Genomic DNA, 18,884 nt, shown 5'->3' with positions numbered 1-18,884 from the left:
ATATGAATACCGTTTAAATATTATCGATGGCACTGATTCCAGTGCTGCAGGCGGGTATAATAAGGCATTCTGATGGATAATCATGTGCACCTAGGAGGCTGTCCGAGAATAGCCTGATTAAGTATAATCAGGCATCTTCTGCCCACTTTGTTGTTGCCGAAACGGATGTCATCAATCAAATTCAAAGATAACCCTGCTGATTTTGACCAGCACCTGATGTTCCCATCGAACATCTTCGACCTGCTGCCACCAGATCATGATTGCTTCGTTTTTGAAGATATCTTCAAGCATATCGACACCTCTGAAGTGGAAAAGCAGTATCACCATCTTGGCCAGAATGCCTACCACCCACGACTGATTATATCGATCCTGATCTATGCCTATAGCCATGGTGTGTTCAGCTCCAGGGAGATTGAACGGCGCTGCAATCAGGACTTGGCTTTCATGTATATCGCCAAACAGCACTGCCCAAATTTCCGGGTGCTCAGTGACTTTCGTAAAAACCAGGCCACCTTTTTTAAAAGCAGTTTCAAACAGAGCGTGCTGCTCGCCCGGGAACTACAGATGGCCTCGCTGGGCCACATCGCTCTTGATGGTTCCAAATTCAAAGCCGACTCATCAAAGCATAAGGCCATGAGCTACGCACGACTTAAGGCCAAAGAAGCTGAATTAATGGCTGAAGTTGAGGCCCTGATTAAAAAAGCCGAAACCAGTGACAGTGAAGAGGACGATGCTTATCAGCAGGAGACTGGCTACAGCATTCCTGAAGACTTGCAATTCAAGCAGGAACGGTTAGAGAAAATCCAGGAGGCCAAAAAAGCGCTTGAAGAACGGGAACAGGCCCTGAATCCCGATAAGCCGATAGACGACAAAAAGCAAATCAGCTTTGCTGATCATGATGCCAGGATCATGGGTAAAAAAGGCAGTGGCTATCAGTACAGTTATAACGCCCAGATCAGCGTCGACAGCGATAATGGTATCATTGTTGGCCAGCACATCAGCCAGCATGCCAATGACAAGCAGGAAGTAAAGCCTGCACTTGAAGCCATTGCAGAAGCAACAGATAACGCGTCCATTGGCAAAATGAGTGAGGATAATGGCTATTACTCAGGGCCCAACCTGCAAGCGTTTGATGATGCGAACATTGACGCTTACATGGCTACGGATCGACAGGAGAAGCCTGCAACAGAGGGACTGGAAGACTCTGACAGAAAGTTTGTCAAAGCGGATTTTATTTACCATGAAGCAGACGACAGCTTTACCTGCCCTGCCGGTGAGAAGCTGATTTATAACACGGCTAGCAAAGCAAAACACAAAAGCTACCGCGTCAGTAAAGATATCTGCCGGGATTGCCCGTTACGTAAAAGGTGCAGTGGTGACAACAAAGACCCGGGGAAAGTGATTCGCACAGACCGCCACGAAGCCATACGCCAGGCGATGAACCGCAAAATGGAAACCAAAGAGGCCAAAGCGGTTTATGAGCGTCGCAAGGTGATTGCGGAACCGCCTTTTGGCCAAATCAAGAACTCAGGATTCAGAGGGTTCAGTGTCCGGGGTAAGGAAAAAGTGGCTGGAGAATTTTCACTGGTCTGCAGTGCTTATAATTTCAAAAAAATTGTCAAATCGGTTTCAACGGGATCAATCCGTCTTGAAGAAGCAAAAAGGCTTAAAATGGCAGCATAAAGGCAAGCAAAAGGGTAAAAAACGCAATTTTTACCCCAAAACAGGCTAAATTTAGGTCAATATTTGATCAGCCAAGAAAATGCTGAAGCTTTCGTTTTTTCAATAGCTAGTTCTCGTCCAAAAACGCATCAGGCAATCATAATTAGATTGTACGTGCGTTTTTATATTTCCTGAAATTCCAGAGAGCCGCAAAAACTCTTCCCTTTTTTTCTCTAATCTGGGACGGATATTGGAGAAAAACGCGAAAAGCAGGCAGAAAACATCCTCCCACCATGCTGGAAAGGTACTTTCATGTAGCGTGGAGGTGGCTATCAGGATGGTGCCGGGTGTCTGGCCAGAATCACCAGGTTGTAACAGACCACCGATAACCAGCAATGAGAATCAAAACGCTCAGAACCCTTGCAGTGGCAACGTGATAGCCCAAAACATCTCTTTAGCCACGAAATTCCCGCTTCAATACCTGCCCGGAAGCGAAAGAGCGTTTTATACACATACTGACTTTTAGTCATCTCTTCGACTTCAAGTCCGCGCTTCTTATTAAAAGCTACATCGCTGATTCCCATGGCCTTGGCTTTTTCCAAATTAGCGCGACACGCGTATCCGCCGTCACCGCTTGTCTGGCGAGGTACACGACCATAAATTTCTTTTTGTCTTTCCATCATCGGAATGAATTGGTCCGAATCCGCTGGGTTACCTTCCTCAATAACCAGGTCCAGGATCAATCGACTTTTTCCCTGAACCAGGTTCAGTTTATGGCCATACTGTACTTGCCGCCTGTCTTTTACGATGATATCCGTATGGGGTTCATACAGGCTAACCACTTTTTCCTGGGCTGGCACCTTTTCACCCTTAAAGACCCTGCGCTCTGTCTGGGAGACTATTGCATCCACCAGGGGTAACAGGTGATCCACATCGGCCTGCCACTTGTCGGCATCATCAGCCAGGAGACACTGCCCCTGCTGACGGGCGTTTGCTAGCGTGACAGTAGCTTCGATAAGTACCTTCCGGGATTTTCGGGTCAACTGCAGCAGTTTTTTATAATGCTGATGCCGCTCTTCTTTGCCAGCGTAGATGCATTTTCTGGCCGCATCTTTTACGGCTCGGTTGTGATGGGTATATTCATAAAGCGGTGTCGCTGTCAGTGTTTGTCCCCGTTCCAGCAGCCGACAAATTTCTTTAACGGAACTGGCTAAAAGATCACTGTCGCAAGGAGGTTTGATATCCGATTCGGTGACTGTGCTGTCAATAGCCACAGTGCGCCCTTTTTCAATACCCTGATCTTTAGCGGTCATTAGCTGACAGTTATTAATCCGTTCCCATGTAGATGCAGTAAGAAGGCTGATGAGCCCATGCAAACTGGAGCGACTGGGGCGCTGGTTTGGTTCGAGGCGACAAAAGTCTCGAAAGAGCATGGAGTCCATCAAAACAAACGACAAGTAGTCATAATCACAATTCAAATACTGTTTCAGGAGTGCCGCACGAAGAACGGATTCTGCTGATAGTCCGTTCCGCCCAGTGTTCTGTTTATCACCAGAACTTAAGTCCTCATAAATCCAGTCATTGAACTGTGGATGGGCGTCAAGCCATTGCGAGATACCGGAAAGCTGGGAGCAGATTTCATGAGGTACGTAATGGAGTTCCATACTACACTGCGGGTTGCGTTTTTTGCGCATTTGGAGTCCTCTGTTTTTGGCAATCCCTTATGTTTCTTGCTCTTGGGAAGTTTAGTCGCCAGATAGCAGTAGGGCTCCACTTAATTTTTCAGGATAAAATCTACAGTTTTCAATTGGTTGTGTTTTTGGACGAGAACTAGCTAGTTCTCGGACAGCCTCCTAGTGTCATTCGGCACAAATCAATGTGAGAGAGCGTAATCCCCAACTCTTCCAGTTTGCCTTTAAAGGTACTGGACGTTATCGGCGCTCCATCATCTGAGTGCAATATTACCATTGTTTTAATACCCTTTCGGCAAAAGCTGTCCGGTTAATCAGACCGCCGGTAGGCGTTAGTCATGAGCACAACATTGTGCAGATCTGAATTGTGCAGACCTGATACAATGGCATTTTTCACTGGTATTCATGACCTATGCTATTAAAAATTATTCGTAATGTATTAGGCTGCGGTATTGTTGTTGCCGATAAGCTTACCCGCCCTAAGGCTATAGTTCGCTCACCGGAACAACAAGCCCGGGTGGATGCACAAACCGCCAATATGAGTCTCTACCAATTCAAGGCCTGTCCTTTCTGTGTCAAAACCCGCCGAGCCATTCATAAACTGGGTCTGAATATCCAGACGATGGATGCCATGAATGACGCTCAGGCCCGTAACGAGCTACAACAGATGGGCGGCAAAATACAGGTACCCTGCCTGCGTATTCAGGAAGCGGACAAAGACGATACCTGGATGTATGAATCCGACGATATTATCCTGTATCTTCACAAGCAATTTGGCTAATTAATGGTCTACCAGCTCCGACCTTACCAAAAAGATGCCGTTCAGCGGGTGATACGGCATTTTCGCAAATCCGATGCCCCAGCCCTGCTTGTACTGCCCACAGGTGCAGGGAAGAGCTTGGTTATTTCTGAACTGGCCCGTATCGCCCGAGGTCGTGTTCTGGTCCTCGCTCATGTCAAGGAACTGGTCGAGCAGAACCATGCCAAATACGAAAGCTATGGATTGAAGGCCTCTGTCTTTAGTGCAGGACTTGGGAAGAAAGAAGCCTCTGAACAGGTAATTTTTGGCAGTGTGCAAAGCGTTGTCAGAAATCTTGAACAGTTTCAGAACTCACCGGATCAGAAAACATTCACTCTGCTGGTCATTGATGAGTGCCACCGGGTATCTTTGGAGAAAAATTCCAGTTACCACCAGGTCATTGCCCATTTTAAAAGCCTGAATCCTAACCTTAAGGTTCTCGGTTTAACAGCAACCCCTTATCGCCTGGGGATGGGTTGGTTGTATCAGTATTATCAAAGCTCTGAGAATAAAGGGTCGGTCAGAACAGAAGCACCCCGTTTTTTCAAAAAGTGCCTGTTTGAGCTGCCACTCTCCTACATGGTCGACAATGGTTACCTTACGACACCAGAGGTGGTTGATGCCCCCATTGTCTTCTATGACTTCAGTCAACTATCCAAAGACAGCTTTGGACGTTATGGCGAGCAGGAACTGAACCAGTTATTAAAAGGAAAAACCCGGGCTACCCGTGAAATCATTGAGCAGGTAAAAAGAGCAGCAGCTACCCGTAAAGGTGTCATGGTGTTTGCATCGACAGTAGACCATGCCCGCGAAATCATGGGCTACCTTCCAGAGGGAGATAGCGCTCTGATTATTGGTGATACCCCATCAAAAGAACGGGATCGGCTGATTGAAGCCTTCAAACAGCAGCAACTTAAATTCCTCGTGAATGTCTCCGTACTCACCACCGGTTTTGATGCACCTCATGTTGACCTGATTGCCATACTAAGACCAACAGAATCTGTCAGCCTTTATCAGCAGATAGCTGGCCGGGGGCTGCGTCTCGCACCCGGCAAGCAAGACTGCCTGATTATTGATTATGCGGGTAACCGCTTCAGTTTATACAGCCCCGAAGTCGGTGAGCCAAAACCGGATTCACAATCGGTACCGGTCACGGTTCCCTGTCCTGCCTGTGGCAACGAGAATCATTTCTGGGGAGTCGTTGATAGTGATGGTGACCTGGTTGAACACTATGGACGACGCTGTCAGGGCTTTGAGGTGTTTTTGGATGACAACGGCAAAGAAGTCAAGGAACAATGTGAGTTCCGCTACCGTTTTAAAGAGTGTGACCAGTGTGGTGCTGAAAACGATATCGCGGCCAGAAAGTGTCACAGCTGCCAGAACGGACTGGTCGATCCGGATAAAAAACTTCGAGAGGCGCTTAACCTGAAAAACTGTATGGTGATGCGGTGCTCTGGCATGGAAATGAGTGCTGACAAAGACGCTCAAGGCAAACAACGCCTGAAGATCACCTACCATGATGAAGATGGCGCTGAAGTAAATGAGTTCTTCAGGCTGGATACTCCATCCCGGCAAGGTGCGTTCTATCATCATTTTGGCAAGCATGCCCTGATTAACCGTGCTGAGCCATTCAGGGCGTCAACGGTGGATAATGTTATCCACAGCAGAAAGAAATTTCGTCAACCTGACTTTGTCATTGCCCGGAAAGAAAAGTATTACTGGAAGATCATTGATAAGCTGTTCGACTACGATGGCAAATACCGCAAGGCCGAAGCACTCTGATGCACATCACGTATCACATTACCGGGCAAGCCCAGAATCGTATCAACCAATTAATGGTTAAATACAGCCCGAAGCATACGAGGGTGATCTGGGTTGCCTCACTGGCCTGTTTGCTGGTTCCGCTTCTGGTTTTTCGGAATAGCCTGAGTAACATTCTGCTTTCCGGTCTGTTCGGCTCAGCCTTCATTACTTTCTGGATACTGAATCTTGGCCTGAAGTATGCCGTTCATAAGCGCTTTAACCTCCACTACCAACCTGACCTTGATTTGGAAACCCGCACCCTGCTCCTTGAGGAGAATGGTATCGAAATCCACTCCTCACTACTGAAACCGGCATTTCGCTCCTATAAGCAAGTAAAGATGATCACAGTAGAAGACAATATTATTGTGGTAGCAGGAAAAAGCGGGTGGATCGAGATGGTCCCCCGTGAACAGGTCACTGAAGGAAATTGCGGTTTATTATTGGATATTCTCTGCCAGAGAACGGGGAAAAAAATTAAACATTTCAACTAACATGATTCTTTACTAAACCATTCCCGGCAAGAAACTGAACGATGACTGTTCCGGCCTGAACCCGGTCGTCAGGTAATCCAACTTCACCCAGTGCCTGATCAATTAATTGATCAGGTGCCATTGTCCGCAGCCTTGCACACACATCCTTAAAAAAGCCATCCACAAATTCGGGGTGCGCCTGCCAGGTCAGGATTGAAGTCCCCCTTCGGGTAATGGCGTTTTCACAAAAATCCGATGCTGCCAGCACGGAAAAGCCCGGAGCCAACTGAATAACCTGATCCTGATGAACCGCCAGAACCCGAATAGTGCTACCCGACTTAAACCCACCAAAATCAGACAATGCTTTAACCGGATAAGCACCTACTCCCCAGCCTCCGGGAAACTTTTGAACTCTGCCTCCCAGGGATTGATGAATAATCTGATGACCAAAACAGATACCAACCAACAATGCATCGCTCCTGGCAAGGTCGATAATCAAAAGCCTGAGTGTCAAAATCCAGGGCTTTGAATCATAGGCAGAAGACTTGCTGCCACTGATGATCCATGCATCACACTGGTCAACGGACGATGGAAAACGACCTTCATAACAGCGCCACACAGCATACTCCCATTGACCAGGCATCACCCGATCAACCATTATTTTGTAATCATTATCATAAGTTCCAAAGCACTTAACAGAGTCTGGATGATGTTCATCGCATAATAAAATACCCAGTCGCTTCTTCAATTCCAGCTTCCCCGAAACCTGATTTCCTGTTGTCCACTTAATTCAGTCTACATCAACAAGTAGCAGGGTGAAGTGACAGCCCGGAACAAACCTCTCAGCGCTTGCTATGCAAGAAACCCATACTTGTTGTCTTCATGATGAGATCAGCACAAACTTTAACTAATTATTTGTAACTATTCAGCACTGAGCAAAGGCATATTACAGTAATTCCGAACAGCTCTATGAAGTGATTGATATATGTCCATTCCCTGTTTTCTGGCAGACGACAAATAGCTGCGAATCCGTGCAAACATAGAACCACCGTCTGCACTCCTGAAGCAGCCTGAGATTTTCTGCTTTAACTTGGCCATTCGAACATCCCGCTCACTGCCATTGTTATCGAAGGGAATGGTAAAATCTGACATGAAGCGCAGTGTCTCAGCCTTGAACTCAGTGAGTCGTTTGAAGAGATTGTAAGCTTTAGTATTCTTGACTTTCTTGCGCTTAAGCTCCTCTCGTTGCTTCTCCATATAGACGACTTCTTTCATTAGAGCCCGCTGAAGCAACCGGTCATAAATCTTCTCGATTCGTTCACAGACAACACTTGGCATCTGTAGCATACCTATGGTCTTAAAGCCCTTGCAGTAATGCCAGGAAAGCCTCAGTAGCTTCATCAATCGCAACGCCAGTTGATTGCTGTCCCTATCAACAACACCCAAAAGCTCCCTCAGGTGATGGGCATTGCAAAGTACGTGAGTTGCCGCATATGCAAAATAGGATTTCCAATGATCATGAACCAGAACGCCTGCAAATGTTAGCAGTATGCCCATCGTGTCCATGGCCTCACGACCTCGCTTTTCAGACAAGTAGTAGAGCGTCCATTGTTCATCCCGCATAACGTGTAGCCAGTGCAAAGAGCCCTCGGCCCGCATACCCGTTTCATCGGCTCCGGCAACAGACGATTCCCGCAAGGCGTCACGAATAACCTCTTCAGTAGAAGCCAGATTTTCATAGGTTCTGGCCACAAAATTGGCGACAGTGCCTGCACTTACACTCATTTTATAGAGAGTATTAAAATACTCTGACACGCGCTTAAAAGGCAGGAAATGGTATTGGTTAAGATAGACGGCCATAGCCTGTGTGGCTGAGCCATATTGTGCGGCAGCGGTAACACCTTCCGGGAATTCAGCCTGATTCCGACAACCACAAGTGCAGATTTTTACTTCAGCTCTATGGGCCGTTACTTCAAATTCACCCGGTCTCCCTGGTTCAAACACCTGTCGTTCAATATATTTGACCGGCTCACTATCAAGAAGAGACGCCTGACATTTATGTAATTTCTCAAAAAGTGCTGGAAGCAGGATAATTTCGGTCAGTCGTCTATCCTCTCACCATGGCTTTTCTAGAACACCAGCAGTTACAACCTGAAGATCTACTGAGATTCATCACTCAGCAGCAAGAGCAGATCATTCAGCTCAAAGAGCAGATAGAATTGCTTGAAGCAGAGATTCGTCGTCTAAAAAAACTGCCCGCAAAGCCTGACATCAAACCAAACACCAAACCTCCCGATGATGACACCGGCAGCCCTGATGGAGATCCATCCGCTCCTGAGGGTAACGATGGAGCCAGCCCAGACACCTCGTCAAAGCAGAAGGTTAAGAAGCCCAACGAGAAAACCAGAAAGCAGCGTAAACAGCCCCGAAAGCCATCGGCGGAAAAATCCATACCCATTGCTGCCACTGATGTTCCGGAGGGATCAATCAGGAATGGAACCACCCCTTTTCATGTTCAGGAACTGACAATACAAACATCCAGTATTGAATATCTTTTAGAGCAATGGGTGACACCCGATGGACAAACCATTACGGCCAAACCGCCAGCCAGCCTTCATGGACATCATTACGGGCCAATGCTGCAGGCCTACGTTCTGCACCAGTATCATGGTTGCTCCGTTACCCAGCCAGAACTGCTGGACTGGCTATGGGACATTGGAATCTCTATTTCCAGCGGGGAACTCAGCCAGCTTCTGACGAAAGGACACGAGCAGTTCCATGCTGAGAAAGATGAGCTGTTGACTACAGGTATTCGCTGTTCAAGTTATATCCAGACAGACGACACGGGAACAAGGCATAAGGGGAAGAACGGTTACTGCACCATCATCAATAACGAGTCCTTTGCCTGGTTCGAGAGCACAGACAGCAAAAGCCGGGAAAATTTCGTAAGCCTACTGCACCGCCCATGGTCAACTTACACGTTCACCGACGATGCCTTGATCTATCTGGAAAAACTGGATTACCCCAAAAAGTGGCTACGCGTTCTTAATCCATACAGAGGCGTCACCTTCCTGAGCCATGAAGCCTGGGAAGAATGTATGAAAGACCTGAGACTAACTGGTAGACGGCGCCAGCAGGCCAGTGAAGCCATGATTTATGGCAGCCTGATACAGCATGGAGCAGGACATCTTACCACCTTCAGTGATGGGGCAAGGCAGTTCGACGTTTTCAAACACAGCCAGTGCTGGATACATGCAGAGCGAGGGCTGGCAAAAGTTCATCCGGTCAATGATCAGCAGGCCATGGCTCAGAAATGGCTTCGGACATGGTTCTGGGCCATTTACGATGACCTTAAAGACTTCAAGACAGAGCCAACTGAAAAAAAGGCAATAAAAGTACGACAGGGGTTCCAGGCGCTGATCCAAACCCAAACGTGCAGTGGGCTTCTTCAGGATGCTCTGTCAGGGTTGGCTGTAATCAAGGAAGAGCTATTACTGGTTCTGGATGACCCGAGCTTACCGCTGCACAACAACCTGAGCGAGAGTCAGATACGAGAATATGTTAAACGACGAAAGATCAGTAGTGGGACGCGAAGCGATTTGGGGCGGCAATGTCGCGACACCTTTGCCAGCCTGAAAAAAACGTGTCGCCTGTATGGTCTCTCTTTTTGGGATTATCTGAAAAGCCGACTAATGGGCGATGGGTTATTTCCGAGATTGAGTAACCTGATTGAGGAGGCTTCACGTCATCTTCCGTGTGGTGCTGCCAGCAGTTTTTGAGAAATTACACATTTATTGCATTCTTTAACCGGAAGGTACTCAATATAGTCAGGGATATCGACCTGTTTAAGACAAGTGCCCTGATGCCCTTTCTTTCCACCGGCTTTATTACCAGAAGACTGTCTCAGACTTTTAGGATTGGGTTTTTCATCCGATGGATCGGTACCTTTATCTGCGGAAAGGTCGTCAGAATGATCTGGAGAATTACTGTTTTTACAAGGTTTTTGATAACCATCAGACGATGGCGGCTTGCTGCTGTTTTGACTGTTCTTGCCAACCTTTTCTTCCAATTCTCGACATCGCTCTTCCAGACAGGCAACTCTCATCCGCAGCTCTGCATTCTCTTTCAAGAGAATCTCAGCCGACATAGTTGCGGGTAGTTCTGGAATCATGCTGGCGAATATTGTGGAAAAATGGTGCTTAAGAGGATGGTATAAAAATCAGAAAATTCCAGATTTATGTGGGGGTGCTGAACAGTTACAATTATTTAATATTTTTGCATTCATGACTTGCATTGAGTGTCAACCTGCCATTAGAATGATAACCATTCTCATTTAAAGACAAGACGATCTACATCCCGGCTCAACCTGACTCTCCCCAAGCCCTTGTTGAGCTATTCCCAGGCACTTGACTGTTGACACATGGAGGGACTGCCATCGAACGAAATTTCAGACCTGACTAACTGGCCAATGCCAGTGATTCGCAAATCCTCATCTTTACGGCCTAAATTTCTGGCCGTTTTTTTATTGTTTCTTGACCCGATCCTGTCCATTATTGGTAGTCTGAAAATCGCTTATTGGTATGCAGCACCGTATTAGCTGTCCGATATTTTTCTTGTATGGCCACGTTGCTGCATTGGTCTAATCAGAAAAAGAGCCGCTACCGAGGTTCAACCATGGAACTACAGAAGTACAGAATGCCATTGCTTAGCGGGGAAATGAAAGAACTCGCTGACTATGCGAACAAGGTCGTTTTAATTGTCAATACTGCCAGTAAATGTGGCTTCACTCCCCAGTATCAAACCCTTGAGGAGCTGTATCACAAATACAAGGATCAGGGGCTGGTTATTCTTGGCTTTCCCTGTAATCAATTTGGCCATCAGGAACCCGGAGACAGTGAGGAGATTGGCGCTTTCTGTCAGAAGAATTACGGGGTCACCTTTCCCATCTTTGAGAAAATTGATGTTAATGGTGATCATGCAGCTCCGATCTATAAAGATTTAAAATCTGAAGCTCCCGGATTACTCGGCACTCAAAGAATAAAATGGAACTTTACCAAATTTCTGGTCAGTCGTAAGGGCGAGATTATTGATCGATATGCTCCTACAACCAAACCGGAAGATATAGAAGAAGATATCTGCCAAGCTTTAAGAGATAACTGAACGTGCCGATAAAATAAGAGTTTTAACAACTTGAAACTCTTATATTGTGGATATCAACAAAGCGCTCTCCTTATTGGCTGATCGTAACGGTTCAGAACTGTTTTTAACGGTCGGCTATCCCCCCTGTCTGAAAGTCAATGGCCAATTGGTGCCTATCGCCAAGACCGCTCTTACCAGCGAGCAGGCACATGATATTTTTGAAAAAATGATGGGTGAAGAGCGCTTTAAGGAATTCTGTGAGACTCGTGAGAGTAATTATGCTATGCAGAATCCGGACTCGGGTCGTTTTCGTATCAGTGCATTCTTCCAAAGAGGGGAGCCCGGAATGGTGATCCGCCGCATTCACCATCATATTCCTTCCCCACAGGAGCTCGGCCTACCCGATATTTTTTGTGACCTGATTCTTCAGGAAAGAGGTTTAATTCTGATTACCGGGCCAGCAGGAGCGGGAAAATCAACCGCTATGGCATCACTGGTTAATTATCGAAACCATGTGGGTAAAGGTCATATCATCACCATTGAAGACCCTGTTGAATTTATCCACAGCCATAATCAGTGTATCGTCACCCAGCGAGAAGTTGGACTGGATACCCAATCTTATGAAGAGGGTCTGTCAAACGCTCTACGTCAGGCACCGGACCTGGTGGTTATTGGCGAGATCCGTACCCCCGAGGTCATGAGGCATACCATTGAATTTGTTCAAACGGGTCACCTTTGTATCGCAACCCTTCATGCCAATACAGCCTATCAAGCGCTGGAACGGATCATTCACTTTTTTCCACAAGAACAACATGAAGAGATTCTTCTTGATTTGTCACTGAGCCTGCAGGGTGTTATGGGGCAGCAGTTAATCAGCTCTGAAGATGGTACGGCCGCCTACCCATCCCATGAAATCCTGTTAAATACCCCCGCGCTGGCAGATCTGATCAAAAAGGGTAAAGTGGATGAAATTCATGACCTGATGGAGCGCTCTAAAGACTCGGGTATGCAAACCATTGATCAATCTATCTTCAAACTTTTCAAAGCTGGAAAAATTACCCCCCAGCAAGCTATACAGCATGCTGACTCCTCGAATAACATGCGCTTGTTAATAAAGATGCATGGGCATCAAGTAGGAGGAGATGATTCTTTTGATCACTTAACCATCTCCACGGATTAATTCTACCTCGTCATAAAAAGCACTATCATACTTAACGAGGTATGCTAAGTGATTAAACCACTTCATCTTCAGACTGGTTGGGATTTAAACCTGTGTCTCAGTATCTGAAACTCGTTCGTACTTAATCTTCTCTTTATGATCACCAGACTTAGAGTAAACACAATAAAGTGCTGTCACAGCACCCACCAGTGCAGCTCCACCAACTAAACCCCCTATTGCCAATGTGCTCATCGCTGGAATTTCAGCAACATCTACAACATTAACGGATGAATTTTGTGTTGTTGGAGGCAGATGAGAAGAGGGTGAGCGGATATCGCCGTTACCAACAGTGGTAAACGGGGTATTTGTAGAGGAGGTAACCGAGGAGGTATTAAACTTCACATAATCGCATGTCTGATCGAAGTGGATACCTGTGGCGTTACTCCCGATGTTACTAACAGATGTCCAGCAAATATTCGAGCATTCCGGTGCATTAGGGTATCGGTAAAATCCATAGCGATCGGTGTGGGAGGATTCGCAGGCAGTACCAGAAATACGCTTATCTGCAGGCATCCCAAAATGGCCCAGACGTACTCCTCCTATTGCTGCAGCAGCATCATTACCATCACCCCTGCTGATACTCAATGAGCAGTTCCTGGCCAAGGTGTTTTTTGGGCCATCCCCAGCCCAGACCCTGCCAGCACCGATTCCTGCATACTGAGCCACATGACCATTGGTAGCAATTTGGCAATGGACCCCTTCAGTGTTCTCAACAATGGCTTCTTTGCGCATATCGCCAGTTCCGATGGCAGCAAAAGTATCACCACCATAAATGGGAGATTTTACATGGAACCGGCTACCCAACGCAGTGGTATTGGAGACCTTGCTTTTGCCCATAGCTATACCAACGCCAGCAGCAGCCCACGCATTAGGTAATACAGCCCGGGTTTTTAGGCTTGAACGGGGGGTCGTTTCTACCGAATTGTCACACAACACAGCCAGGGTGTTTTCAATTCGTGCCTCATTCCATGCCTCACCAGCCCCAATGGCAGAAGCCACAGAGCCACCTGTGGAATGCAATTGGCAATCCACTGCACTTACTCCGCTGACGACGGCACGCCCAGCCGCATATCCAGTGCCAACACCGATACTCGATCCCCACTCAGTTGAAGATACCTGACAATTTAATGCCTTTAAATCCTCTATCCTCGTATCGTCATTCATTAAGCCTGAACCGACAGCAGCTCTTGATTTATAACCGTGGCTGGAGACACTGGAATTCACCACATCAAGCGAAGTGATTTTGGCGTTGCCCTCCATGCGCCCCGTTCCGATGGCCACATTGGCATAATTCTGCAGTGTTTCAGCCTTGCTGTTTTCTACCAGAGCATTAGTGATCAGTGAGTTTTCTCCCATGCTACAGGTGATGACACCAACAGGCCGACCCAAATCCTCTGAGGTAATATCGGCATGGCTTATCCGGATATTTTTGACCGTGCTATTACCCCCCATCTTTTCAAACAAGCAGTGTTTCGTACCAATGATTTTACGTCCATTGCCATCATAATACCCTTGGAATGGATCCAAACGACAACCGATGGGGTTGATATTCGAGGCATCTATGTCGCTGGTTTGTTGATAATTACCGTCCAACGGTAAGTTCGGATCCCTGCCAATTTTACTCAGCGTTTCAGCATCAGCAACAGGAATCACGGCAGCAGAAACCAACTGAAAAGATGAATAGAAAGTGCCCACTGCGGTTGCCAGTTTGCCTAACATCGAACTCCCCGGAAGAGCTTGTGCCACAAGGTGACCACCAAGGCTGATAATACCCGGTAAGTCAGAGACACTGGGCATGGACATTACCAACATTGGCTCAGGATTCACCGGTGAAGTACCTTCAGATGATCCATAAGAATGAAACGGAGAAAGAGAAGTACAAAATAATTTGGCCAATTCAACGTACTTCACCGAAGAAAACCTCTGCCAACAACCCTCAGGCTCCTGATACTCACTGACCAGATTTTCAAAAGACGTAGTGCCTTGATGGTTAACGGAATGAATATTCATTGTATACATTGGCTGCTTTCCTCGAGCGGTTATAGTAATTGTTTTGTTGAATTTGTTTATTATGAAAATTCAGGTAATCCGATAACACTGTCATTAGCAACTGTAATGATTAATGCATTCGGCGTATTGATATCAACACTTTTAAAAACAAAAAACTAATATAGTTCAATTATGGCGTGGACATATTAGATTTTTTAAAAAAAATAATCACAAGACGTAAATCGGAATCAACCTTAAATGGTTTGAAGAGTGTTGCCGTGAACCGGAAGGAAAGGCCAATAAAAACAAAAACAGTCAGAACAAGTAGTAAACATTCATTGTCTGGGGCTATCAAAAGCCAGGAAGAAGCCGATCAGAGGACGATTTACCCGCTGACTCAGATTCAAGCACATAAACAGAAACGTCTAATCCCAAGGTCCTAAAGCAACCTTCCAGTAAAAAAATAGCGATCAAAAAAGTGATCAGGGCATTAATGTCACTGCTAAAAAACGGGGAAATAAAATATATCAGTCAACTCTGACTCACTTTCTGTAGAAAAGAGGGGATGTCGCGCTATTTCCCACATCTGTACCTACCGACCTGCCGAATCAGATTAGGTTCTCTTACGTGTTTACTTCTGACTTCCTATGGCTTGCTTCAGCCTTACAGGATTTCATTGTGAAAACGAAATAAGCCTAGTTGATTACTCAACTGGGCTATTCGATTTAGTGCCTGGCGATGACCTACTCTCACATGGGGAAACCCCACACTACCATCGGCGATAAGTCATTTCACTGCTGAGTTCGGGATGGGATCAGGTGGTTCTAACTCTCTATGGTCGCCAGGCTAAGCTGGTTGCTTGTGTCAAAAAACAAGTTTCAAGACACTAGCTGGAATCCAGTAATAAGCTGCTTTCTTGCTGCACACTCTTGCGTATGGCTCCAACTGACAACTGGTCACTGACCACTGTCAACTGATTCGCAAATCGCTTTGGCGTTATATGGTCAAGCCGCACGAGTCATTAGTATTGGTTAGCTCAATGCCTCACAGCACTTACACACCCAACCTATCAACGTCATAGTCTTTAACGGCTCTTCAGGGAGATCATGTCTCCAGGGAAGTCTCATCTTGAAGGGGGCTTCCCGCTTAGATGCTTTCAGCGGTTATCCCGTCCGAACATAGCTACCGGGCAATGCGTCTGGCGACACAACCCGAACACCAGTGGTCCGTCCACTCCGGTCCTCTCGTACTAGGAGCAGCTCTTCTCAAACTTCCAACGTCCACGGCAGATAGGGACCGAACTGTCTCACGACGTTCTAAACCCAGCTCGCGTACCACTTTAAATGGCGAACAGCCATACCCTTGGGACCGGCTTCAGCCCCAGGATGTGATGAGCCGACATCGAGGTGCCAAACACCGCCGTCGATGTGAACTCTTGGGCGGTATCAGCCTGTTATCCCCGGAGTACCTTTTATCCGTTGAGCGATGGCCCTTCCATGCAGAACCACCGGATCACTAAGACCTACTTTCGTACCTGCTCGAGATGTACCTCTCGCAGTCAAGCGTGCTTGTGCCTTTACACTAACCGTACGATGTCCGACCGTACTTAGCACACCTTCGTGCTCCTCCGTTACTCTTTGGGAGGAGACCGCCCCAGTCAAACTACCCACCACACAATGTCCCCGATCCCGTTTCGGGACCCGGGTTAGAACCTCAATATTGCCAGGGTGGTATTTCAAGGTTGGCTCCACGATGACTGGCGTCACCGCTTCAAAGCCTCCCACCTATCCTACACAAGCAACATCAAGATCCACTGTGAAGCTGTAGTAAAGGTTCACGGGGTCTTTCCGTCTAGCCGCGGATACGCTGCATCTTAACAGCGATTTCAATTTCACTGAGTCTCGGGTGGAGACAGCGTGGCCATCGTTACGCCATTCGTGCAGGTCGGAACTTACCCGACAAGGAATTTCGCTACCTTAGGACCGTTATAGTTACGGCCGCCGTTTACCGGGGCTTCGATCAAGAGCTTCTCCCACCTCCAAATTTTTCTTGCTGACTGCGTTAAACGTCTTCGCTCGTTCAGTCATTTACTTGTATGTAAACTCCTTCACTCGCTCAGCCGTTTGCCTTGCAGCAAAAAAAATTTGGGGGTGGGATAACCCCATCAATTAACCTTCCGGCACCGGGCAGGCGTCACACCGTATACGTCCACTTTCGTGTTGGCACAGTGCTGTGTTTTTAATAAACAGTCGCAGCCACCTGGTATCTTCGACCAGCCTCAGCTTACGGAGCAAGTCCGATCACCAAAGCCGGCGCACCTTCTCCCGAAGTTACGGTGCCATTTTGCCTAGTTCCTTCACCCGAGTTCTCTCAAGCGCCTTGGTATTCTCTACCTGACCACCTGTGTCGGTTTGGGGTACGGTCCCTTCTGACCTGATGCTTAGACGTTTTTCCTGGAAGCATGGCATCAATCACTTCAGTTCCGTAGAACCTCGTCATCAATTCTCGGCATTCTCAATTAAGAGAGCGATCCGGATTTGCCTGGATCCCTTGCCTACTATCTTAAACGCAGACAACCAACGCTGCGCTGACCTAGCCTTCTCCGTCACTCCGTCGCAGTCAGAAGGGGTACAGGAATATTGACCTGTTTCCCATCGATTACGTCTTTCGACCTCACCTTAGGGGCCGACTCACCCTGCGCCGATTAGCGTTGCGCAGGAACCCTTGGTCTTCCGGCGGGGGAGCTTCTCACTCCCCTTGTCGTTACTCATGTCAGCATTCGCACTTCTGATACCTCCAGCACACCTCCCGATGCACCTTCAACGGCTTACAGAACGCTCCTCTACCGGTTCAGTAGACAGTTGACAGTAGACGGTGGACGGTTTTGCCTTGAGTCATTGGTGACTTTTGTGCAAATTCGTTAGCATTTTGGCAATTGTCTGGTATTCAGTTTTCAGGTGTTCCCACTGATTTTTCTCGATGTATCCGAGATCCAGTGAGTATCTGATCCATACTCGCATTTCGTCGGCTGATCCGATGGCCATTAATAAGAACCTTCGAAATTCAGCTTTTGAAATACTCATTTTGCCATAGCCTTCAGCAACATTTGCGCATATGCCTTTACTGGCTCTGCGCATTTGATCAGCAAGCCCACGCACTTGTTCATGCTTTGGAAAGTCAAATGTTAGCTTATGAACTTCAAGTGAAGTCCGATACGCTTTTTTGAAAACTTCCAATTGCTCAAAACCTTGCATGACTTACTCAACAAACTGTGTACTGTCCACTGTCAACTGCCCACTGAACCCCGTAGCTTCGGTGAACAGTTTGAGCCCCGTTAAATCTTCCGCGCGAGCCGACTCGACCAGTGAGCTATTACGCTTTCTTTAAAGGGTGGCTGCTTCTAAGCCAACCTCCTGGCTGTCTGGGCCTTCTCACATCGTTTCCCACTTAACTGTTACTTTGGGACCTTAGCTGACGGTCTGGGTTGTTTCCCTTTCCACGACGGACGTTAGCACCCGCCGTGTGTCTCCCGTGATTGCACTCATCGGTATTCGGAGTTTGCATGGGGTTGGTAAGTCGGGATGACCCCCTAGCCCAAACAGTGCTCTACCCCCGATGGTGAGACACGAGGCGCTACCTAAATAGCTTTCGAGGAGAACCAGCTATCTCCGGGCTTGATTAGCCTTTCACTCCTATCCACAGGTCATCCGCTAGCTTTTCAACGATAGTCGGTTCGGTCCTCCAGTTGATGTTACTCAACCTTCAACCTGCCCATGGATAGATCGCCCGGTTTCGGGTCTACTCCCAGCGACTGTTGTTCCTAAGAACGCGCCCTATTAAGACTCGGTTTCCCTACGGCTCCCCTATGCGGTTAACCTTGCCACTGAAAGTAAGTCGCTGACCCATTATACAAAAGGTACGCAGTCATCAGTGGACAGTTGACAGTAGACGGTGAACGGTTCAGGAAGTGCCTGTTTCTGGCTCCCTGTTCCATTCCGACGTTCTATCATCCAGCGACGGTGTTTCAGCCTTGCAGTCAACCGTGCTTTTGCACATTAACTGTCTACTGTCCACTGTCAACTGTCCACCGACTCCCACTGCTTGTACGTACA

General features: G+C 47.3%; 13 protein-coding genes and 2 rRNA genes (1 of these 15 cut by a window edge). 8 read left to right on the top strand and 7 right to left on the bottom strand.

Annotation, left to right across the window (positions count from 1 at the left end):
- The first annotated feature begins 165 nt into the window (after nucleotides 1-165).
- Complete coding sequence (locus MJO57_RS00230) at nucleotides 166-1,683, top strand: IS1182 family transposase (protein ID WP_252017502.1); 1,518 nt, start codon at nucleotides 166-168, stop codon at nucleotides 1,681-1,683.
- A 311-nt stretch (nucleotides 1,684-1,994) separates the two neighbouring features.
- Here MJO57_RS00230 and MJO57_RS00225 read toward each other — a convergent pair whose 3' ends face one another.
- Entirely contained in the window at nucleotides 1,995-3,356 is a 1,362-nt protein-coding gene (locus MJO57_RS00225) for an ISNCY family transposase (protein WP_252017318.1), read from the bottom strand.
- Nucleotides 3,357-3,765: 409 nt separating this feature from the next.
- Between MJO57_RS00225 and MJO57_RS00220 the strand changes: the two genes are divergently transcribed.
- The 3 genes from MJO57_RS00220 to MJO57_RS00210 are packed head-to-tail and all read left to right on the top strand — an operon-like array spanning nucleotide 3,766 to nucleotide 6,446.
- A complete protein-coding gene (locus tag MJO57_RS00220) occupies nucleotides 3,766-4,134 on the top strand; it encodes a glutaredoxin (protein ID WP_252021946.1) in 369 nt (122 codons plus the stop codon).
- Nucleotides 4,135-4,137: 3 nt separating this feature from the next.
- Complete coding sequence (locus MJO57_RS00215) at nucleotides 4,138-5,934, top strand: DEAD/DEAH box helicase (RefSeq protein WP_252021945.1); 1,797 nt, start codon at nucleotides 4,138-4,140, stop codon at nucleotides 5,932-5,934.
- A complete protein-coding gene (locus tag MJO57_RS00210) occupies nucleotides 5,934-6,446 on the top strand; it encodes a hypothetical protein (RefSeq protein ID WP_252021943.1) in 513 nt (170 codons plus the stop codon). The genes MJO57_RS00215 and MJO57_RS00210 overlap by 1 nt, the downstream gene beginning before the upstream one ends.
- Here MJO57_RS00210 and MJO57_RS00205 read toward each other — a convergent pair.
- Nucleotides 6,439-7,044, bottom strand: coding sequence for a type 1 glutamine amidotransferase (locus tag MJO57_RS00205; RefSeq protein ID WP_252021941.1), 606 nt, complete (start codon nucleotides 7,042-7,044; stop codon nucleotides 6,439-6,441). The two genes, MJO57_RS00210 and MJO57_RS00205, sit on opposite strands and share 8 nt — an antisense overlap.
- A gap of 302 nt (nucleotides 7,045-7,346) precedes the next feature.
- Complete coding sequence (locus MJO57_RS00200; protein WP_256493311.1) at nucleotides 7,347-8,513, bottom strand: IS66 family transposase; 1,167 nt, start codon at nucleotides 8,511-8,513, stop codon at nucleotides 7,347-7,349.
- A gap of 32 nt (nucleotides 8,514-8,545) precedes the next feature.
- On the opposite strand from MJO57_RS00200, the gene MJO57_RS00195 reads away from it, so the two are divergent.
- Complete coding sequence (locus tag MJO57_RS00195) at nucleotides 8,546-10,204, top strand: transposase (RefSeq protein ID WP_252017470.1); 1,659 nt, start codon at nucleotides 8,546-8,548, stop codon at nucleotides 10,202-10,204.
- On the opposite strand, the gene MJO57_RS00190 is transcribed toward MJO57_RS00195, so the two are convergent.
- Nucleotides 10,171-10,596: a DUF6444 domain-containing protein gene (locus MJO57_RS00190; protein WP_252021939.1), complete on the bottom strand. Its 426-nt coding sequence runs from the start codon at nucleotides 10,594-10,596 to the stop codon at nucleotides 10,171-10,173. The genes MJO57_RS00195 and MJO57_RS00190 overlap by 34 nt on opposite strands.
- Here MJO57_RS00190 and MJO57_RS00185 point away from each other — a divergent pair.
- From MJO57_RS00185 to MJO57_RS00175, 3 genes are all read left to right on the top strand, one after another.
- Nucleotides 10,595-10,762, top strand: a complete 168-nt coding sequence (locus MJO57_RS00185; protein ID WP_252021937.1) for a hypothetical protein — start codon at nucleotides 10,595-10,597, stop codon at nucleotides 10,760-10,762. The genes MJO57_RS00190 and MJO57_RS00185 overlap by 2 nt on opposite strands.
- A 337-nt stretch (nucleotides 10,763-11,099) precedes the next feature.
- Nucleotides 11,100-11,585, top strand: a complete 486-nt coding sequence (locus MJO57_RS00180; RefSeq protein ID WP_252021935.1) for a glutathione peroxidase — start codon at nucleotides 11,100-11,102, stop codon at nucleotides 11,583-11,585.
- A gap of 46 nt (nucleotides 11,586-11,631) precedes the next feature.
- Nucleotides 11,632-12,744, top strand: a complete 1,113-nt coding sequence (locus MJO57_RS00175) for a PilT/PilU family type 4a pilus ATPase (protein ID WP_252021933.1) — start codon at nucleotides 11,632-11,634, stop codon at nucleotides 12,742-12,744.
- 84 nt (nucleotides 12,745-12,828) lie between these two features.
- Here MJO57_RS00175 and MJO57_RS00170 read toward each other — a convergent pair whose 3' ends face one another.
- The 3 genes from MJO57_RS00170 to MJO57_RS00160 form a co-directional block, all read right to left on the bottom strand.
- Complete coding sequence (locus MJO57_RS00170; RefSeq protein ID WP_252021931.1) at nucleotides 12,829-14,793, bottom strand: hypothetical protein; 1,965 nt, start codon at nucleotides 14,791-14,793, stop codon at nucleotides 12,829-12,831.
- A 709-nt stretch (nucleotides 14,794-15,502) separates the two neighbouring features.
- Nucleotides 15,503-15,618, bottom strand: a 5S ribosomal RNA gene (rrf, locus tag MJO57_RS00165).
- Nucleotides 15,619-15,772: 154 nt separating this feature from the next.
- A 23S ribosomal RNA gene (locus tag MJO57_RS00160) occupies nucleotides 15,773-18,884 on the bottom strand; it runs 509 nt beyond the window's last position.

Origin of the sequence: Endozoicomonas sp. SCSIO W0465 (genome assembly GCF_023716865.1) — a bacterium.
Lineage (GTDB): Bacteria > Pseudomonadota > Gammaproteobacteria > Pseudomonadales > Endozoicomonadaceae > Endozoicomonas.
This window is presented reverse-complemented; position numbering and strand designations above follow the sequence as displayed.

Bases quoted from the DNA above. Each gene is read 5' to 3' on its own strand.
- MJO57_RS00185 (WP_252021937.1), top strand. From the start codon at position 10,595: ATGCTGGCGAATATTGTGGAAAAATGGTGCTTAAGAGGATGGTATAAA.
- MJO57_RS00225 (WP_252017318.1), bottom strand. From the start codon at position 3,356: ATGCGCAAAAAACGCAACCCGCAGTGTAGTATGGAACTCCATTACGTA.
- MJO57_RS00195 (WP_252017470.1), top strand. From the start codon at position 8,546: ATGGCTTTTCTAGAACACCAGCAGTTACAACCTGAAGATCTACTGAGA.
- MJO57_RS00220 (WP_252021946.1), top strand. From the start codon at position 3,766: ATGCTATTAAAAATTATTCGTAATGTATTAGGCTGCGGTATTGTTGTT.
- MJO57_RS00170 (WP_252021931.1), bottom strand. From the start codon at position 14,793: ATGAATATTCATTCCGTTAACCATCAAGGCACTACGTCTTTTGAAAAT.
- MJO57_RS00230 (WP_252017502.1), top strand. From the start codon at position 166: ATGTCATCAATCAAATTCAAAGATAACCCTGCTGATTTTGACCAGCAC.
- MJO57_RS00180 (WP_252021935.1), top strand. From the start codon at position 11,100: ATGGAACTACAGAAGTACAGAATGCCATTGCTTAGCGGGGAAATGAAA.
- MJO57_RS00190 (WP_252021939.1), bottom strand. From the start codon at position 10,596: ATGATTCCAGAACTACCCGCAACTATGTCGGCTGAGATTCTCTTGAAA.
- MJO57_RS00210 (WP_252021943.1), top strand. From the start codon at position 5,934: ATGCACATCACGTATCACATTACCGGGCAAGCCCAGAATCGTATCAAC.
- MJO57_RS00215 (WP_252021945.1), top strand. From the start codon at position 4,138: ATGGTCTACCAGCTCCGACCTTACCAAAAAGATGCCGTTCAGCGGGTG.